General features: G+C 68.2%; 5 protein-coding genes, 1 tRNA gene and 1 pseudogene. 5 read left to right on the top strand and 2 right to left on the bottom strand.

Features of this window, described 5'->3' with window-relative positions:
• Window positions 1-92: 92 nt before the first annotated feature.
• Together ABZ749_RS30000 and ABZ749_RS29995 are read left to right on the top strand one after the other, a co-directional pair.
• Window positions 93-836: pseudogene (locus ABZ749_RS30000) on the top strand (FAD-dependent oxidoreductase); the annotation flags it as partial.
• Window positions 837-958: 122 nt separating this feature from the next.
• Window positions 959-1,035, top strand: a tRNA-Ile gene (locus ABZ749_RS29995).
• A 223-nt stretch (window positions 1,036-1,258) separates the two neighbouring features.
• Here the strand turns inward: ABZ749_RS29995 and ABZ749_RS29990 are convergent.
• Window positions 1,259-1,858 carry a TetR/AcrR family transcriptional regulator gene (locus ABZ749_RS29990; RefSeq protein WP_357233679.1) on the bottom strand — a complete coding sequence of 200 codons (600 nt, stop codon included), beginning with the start codon at window positions 1,856-1,858 and terminating at the stop codon, window positions 1,259-1,261.
• 93 nt (window positions 1,859-1,951) lie between these two features.
• On the opposite strand from ABZ749_RS29990, the gene ABZ749_RS29985 reads away from it, so the two are divergent.
• On the top strand, window positions 1,952-2,698 hold the full coding sequence (locus tag ABZ749_RS29985) for an SDR family oxidoreductase (protein ID WP_357233677.1): 747 nt from the start codon (window positions 1,952-1,954) through the stop codon (window positions 2,696-2,698).
• 285 nt (window positions 2,699-2,983) lie between these two features.
• Here the strand turns inward: ABZ749_RS29985 and ABZ749_RS29980 are convergent, their stop codons facing one another.
• Window positions 2,984-3,328: a hypothetical protein gene (locus ABZ749_RS29980; protein WP_357233675.1), complete on the bottom strand. Its 345-nt coding sequence runs from the start codon at window positions 3,326-3,328 to the stop codon at window positions 2,984-2,986.
• Between the two features lie 270 nt (window positions 3,329-3,598).
• On the opposite strand from ABZ749_RS29980, the gene ABZ749_RS29975 reads away from it, so the two are divergent.
• Both ABZ749_RS29975 and ABZ749_RS29970 read left to right on the top strand, forming a co-directional pair.
• Window positions 3,599-4,309 (top strand): hypothetical protein, encoded by a 711-nt coding sequence (locus tag ABZ749_RS29975; RefSeq protein WP_357233673.1) that lies wholly within the window; start codon window positions 3,599-3,601, stop codon window positions 4,307-4,309.
• Window positions 4,310-4,332: 23 nt separating this feature from the next.
• The coding region (locus ABZ749_RS29970) for a hypothetical protein (RefSeq protein ID WP_357233671.1) at window positions 4,333-4,569 on the top strand (237 nt) is incomplete at its 3' end.

The raw sequence follows: 4,569 nt of genomic DNA, 5'->3' as shown, positions 1-4,569 counted from the left end.
CCCGACCAGCCGGGTCCAGCTCAAGAATCTCCAGGTCGAACCCGCCCTCGTCACCGAAGTGGACGGCCAACTGCCCGCCGACCTCGCTCTTGCCGTTCCTGTCCGGTGTGTTCATCGACCGGGAACTCTCCACCTCCAGCCACGTGCTGGCGATGGTGCTGCGCTCCTTCGCCCGCGGCCGGATCGGCCTGCCCGCCGAAGGAATGGCCGCGCTGCCCCGGGCCATCGCCGCGCCGCTGCCCGCCGACCTGCTCGACCTGAACACCCCGGTCGCCGAGGTCACCCCGGGCCGGGTCCGCACCCAGGCCGGCGACATCCGCTGCCGGGCCGTCGTGGTCGCCGTCGACCCGCCCGCCGCGGCCGCGCTGCTGCCAGCCCTGGCGACGGTACGCATGCACAGCTACACCACCTACTACCACAGCACCCCTGAGCCGCCGCTCACCGAGCCGATCCTGCTCGTCGACGGCGAGCGAAGCGAACTCGTCGCCAACACCGTGGTGCTCAGCAACGCCGCCACGACGTACGCGCCCACCGGGCGGCACCTGATCGCCACCTCGGTGGTCGGCCCGACGGCCCCACCCGAGCCGACCATCCGGGCCGAGTTGACCCGGCTGTACGGCCGTTCCACCGCCGACTGGACCCACCTCACCACAGTGGCCATCCCCGAGGCGCTACCCGCCGCGCCACCGCCGCAGGGACGGCTGCGCAAGCCGGTGGCAATGGGAGAGGGCCTTTTCGTGGCCGGTGACCACCGGGACAGCCCATCGATCCAAGGTGCTCTCACCAGCGGCTGGCGCGCCGCCAGCGCCGTACTGGACGAGCTGCGCGCCGGCTGACGGTCGTACCCGAGCACGCTGTTATATTCCTGTTGCCCATCGTGCTGGCGCAGGCGTGGGCACCGGCCGGCTTGATGCTGGCTGCTGATCGCCGAGCGGGATAAGATCCGGCGCGGTGTTTCGGGGCGGTAGCTCAGCCGGTTAGAGCAGGGGACTCATAATCCCTCGGTCGCGGGTTCGAGCCCCGCCCGCCCCACCAGCCGTTTTGCTGGTCAGCCATGCTGCCTATGACCCGGACGGAACGCGTCGAGGTCCGGGCCGACGCCCTCAGTCCGCAGCAGCACGACCCGCCGCCCGGTCAAGGCGGTCCGCGCTACCAGGCTGGACGGTCTACGGCTGCCCGACGAGGAGATCCGCCGCCAGCGCGGGAGCGGTGGGAGATGCCGAGAAGTGCTTCCGCTGCTCCCTCGACCCCGGCCGGTTCAGCCGTCGTGGGGATCCGGTAGGAGTTGATTGGCGAGTGATCGTGCTGTGGCGGTGAGCGTCGCCGTGTCCATGCCGGTCCAGCTCATGAACAGCAGGCCTTGTTGCGCGGCCAGGAGTGCGCGCGCCAGTGCGATCGGATCCGTCTCGGCGGGTAGGTCGCCCTCGCGTTGGGCGCGGGCGACGCAGTCGCCGATCAGCGCGGTGGACGTCTCGTACGTGCGGTGGGCGTGATCGAGGACTTCGGGGTCGGCGTTGCCGAGTTCCAAGGTGCTGTTGGCCATCAGACAGCCACGCCGTTTGCCGGCGCCGGTCGGGTCGCCGATCGGTGGCTCAAGGATCGTGCGTAGTGCGACCACGGCCCGCGGAGCTTCGGTGAGGGCTTTGCGCAGGTGGTCGTGGTTGTCGTCGGTGTAGCCGCGCAGCGCCCGGAGGAAAAGCCGGCGCTTGTCGCCGAACGCTGCGTACAGGCTGCCTTTGCCCAGCCCGCTGACCCGCATCAGGTCCTCCAGCGAGGTCGCGGCGTAACCGGCGTTCCAGAACTGATCACGGACGGCGTTGAGTACCTGCTTCTCGTCGAACCCTCGCGGACGTGCCATGCGATCCAGGATACGGATCCTTGACCGTCCGGTCCACAATCTTTATGGTGGACCGGTCAGTCAATAACTCGTCGTACGCGGAAGTGGGCAGCAGTGGGAAAGCTGGACAACAAGGTGGCGATCGTGACCGGCGGATCGCGGGGGATCGGCACCGCGATCGCGGTGGCGCTGGCCGACGAGGGAGCCGACGTCGCAATCAGCTACGTGGCCGCGGAGGATCGGGCCAAGGCCGTGGTCTCCGACCTGGAGGCGAAGGGAGTGCGCGCGGCGGCGTTCCGGGCCGACCAGACGGACGTGACGCAGGCGACCGGCTTGATCCACCAGGTGGTCGAGCAGTTCGGAAGGCTCGACATCCTGGTCAACAACGTGGGAATCGGTGGTGGTGGCCGCATCGACGAGGTCGATCCCGATGAGGCCGCCATCGAGCGCCAGCTCACCGCCAACTACAGGAGCCCGGCGGCCGCGATCCGGGAGGCGTTGCCGCTGCTGCCGGATGACGGGCGGATCATCAGCATCAGCTCGGGTGTGGGAATGCGGGCCGGTTTCCCCGGGATGGCGTACTACACGGCGACGAAGTCGGCCCTCGAGGGCTTCAGTCGAGGCGTGGCCCGCGATCTGGCCGGCCGGGGCGTCACTGTCAACGTCATCCAGTCCGGATTCATCGACACCGACGCCAACCCGGCTGACGGCCCGGCCGCAGCCGTGTTCCTTCCGACGACGTCAATGGGGCGCTACGGCAGGGGGGAGGAGATCGCCGCGGGCGTCGTCTTCCTGGCCAGCCCGGAGGCCTCCTACGTCACCGGTGCGGTACTCCGGATCGACGGCGGATACGGCGCCTAGCTCGAACTCCAACCTGTGGCCGAGCGACAACGACCCCGGCCGATCACGACGACGGCCCTCGGTCGAGGCAGGTCGTGCAGGAGCTCCGCCGCACCCGTCCGATGCTGGCGGGCGCCGAGACCACCGGCACCTGCGCAGGCGCCGGTGGTCTCGGACCGGCACCGAACAGAGGTTGCCGGGAAGTCGCAGCATCCCGCCCGTACGCACTCCATTCACGGCGCGCGTCCAGGACGAGCAACACCAGGGCAACCAGATGTCCGCAGACGACAAGCGGCGGGCGGTGTGTCAGGACCAGCGGAACATCCGCACCGGCAGGAGTACGAGGACGACGGTCGCAGCGACGGCCAGCAGAATGCGCACCGTGCGAAGACCTCGCCACCATGGAATGACCCAGAGCAGCAACCACATGACGCCTGAGATGAGCACATGTAAGCCGGCCACCCCGAGGATGGTCTCCTCGCACATGTTTTCTGCTATGGCCTCCTTGCACAGCGCCGGTGGACCGTTGTGGTCCCCGAGGCTCCCCAACACCCCGACGAGGCAGGCCAACACTGGAGCGGCTATCAGGGTGAACAGCGGCGTCACCAACCACCCGGCGAGATCACGCTGCCGGTCCACTAGCCGTCCCACTGGCAGAACGCTACAGCCGGACATCGGCACTTCTCAAGCTGACGATTCGGGCCCCGCGCCAACGGCACGGCCCGCATCCAGCCGCACGAGGTTCACCGACGGTGAAGGGGCGGTGAGAGGTGCCGGCAGGTGTTTTCCGCTGCCAGACCACCATGTGCCTGACGCCCGCACCGTCGAGCCGACGAGGGGATCCGCACCAAACAGTTGTCGCACCCGAGCTTCGGAATCCTGATCTTGACGATCGCCGTCGCGGGGGCGGAGGGTGACCAGATGACGTCGAAGGTCTGGCTCCACCGTGACGAGGACTTCCGCCCGGGTGTCGAACTCTTCCGTAGCGAGCGGCTGTTCGCGCTGTGGTCGTACTCGGCGACGCACGGCCAGCTCCTGCTGCGCGCGGACCAGATGCCCGAGGGCCACGGCCGGCTTTCGACGACGATCGAGGTGCTGTTCAACCCGGTCGACGCCGTGCAGATCCAGGCGGCGTACCGCGGGCTGGTGATCCGGTGCGCGACCAGGGACGAGGCCGCGCGGATCTGCGGTGACATCAGTGACGACGGTTACCGCTCGGAGAATGCCAGGGTGCTCGTGCTGGAGAGCGAAGGGGTGACCGGCCACGTCATCACCGCCAATGTCGGGTGGTGCGAGGGCGAACTGTCGGACGTGCAGCCCTCGTTCTTCAACACGTTCAGTCCGTACGACCCGATGTGGCCAGTCAAGCCGCTCAGCGGAGTCGGCGGCGAGCTGGACATCGCCTCGCCACAGAAGGTGGCGGAGGCGTTCCTCACCGGCCTACCAGAGGGCGTACGCCGGGAACGACACCGCTACCTGCACCTGCTGACTGCGTTGACCGAGCAGGACGGCCGTCGGAGGTGGCACAACCTCGGCGTCTTCCTCACCGAGAAGGATGTCGAGGAGGCCAAGCGACTGGTTGAGCCCCACGTGACGATGTGCGACATCGAACTGATCCCGGTGGTGCTGTAGCGGGCCGCAGCCTGGTGGACCGAATGAATGACGCCTGGCATGAGCCGATGATCGAGCAGAGTCGACGACGCGTTCCTGTGCCGGTCCCCGTCGCCGCCGTGATTCTGCTTGTGGGCGCCGCCATCCCGGCGTCGATGATGTTTGCGAATGGTCCATCCGTTGCCACCGGGTTGACAGGCGTACTTCTCCTACTGGCGTTGGCTTACGGCCTGTGGCGTGGTAGCGGGCGGGCCCGGTTCTGGACGACCGTTTTCTCGACC

It is taken from the genome of Micromonospora sp. NPDC047753, from assembly GCF_040642735.1.
Classification (GTDB): Bacteria; Actinomycetota; Actinomycetes; order Mycobacteriales; family Micromonosporaceae; genus Micromonospora.
The sequence above is the reverse complement of the archived record's forward strand: the minus strand, read 5'-3'. Positions and strand labels throughout refer to the sequence as shown.

What these genes read in the sequence shown, in the direction of transcription:
- ABZ749_RS29990 (WP_357233679.1), bottom strand. Translation starts at nt 1,858, where the DNA reads ATGGCACGTCCGCGAGGGTTCGACGAGAAGCAGGTACTCAACGCCGTC.
- ABZ749_RS29975 (WP_357233673.1), top strand. Translation starts at nt 3,599, where the DNA reads ATGACGTCGAAGGTCTGGCTCCACCGTGACGAGGACTTCCGCCCGGGT.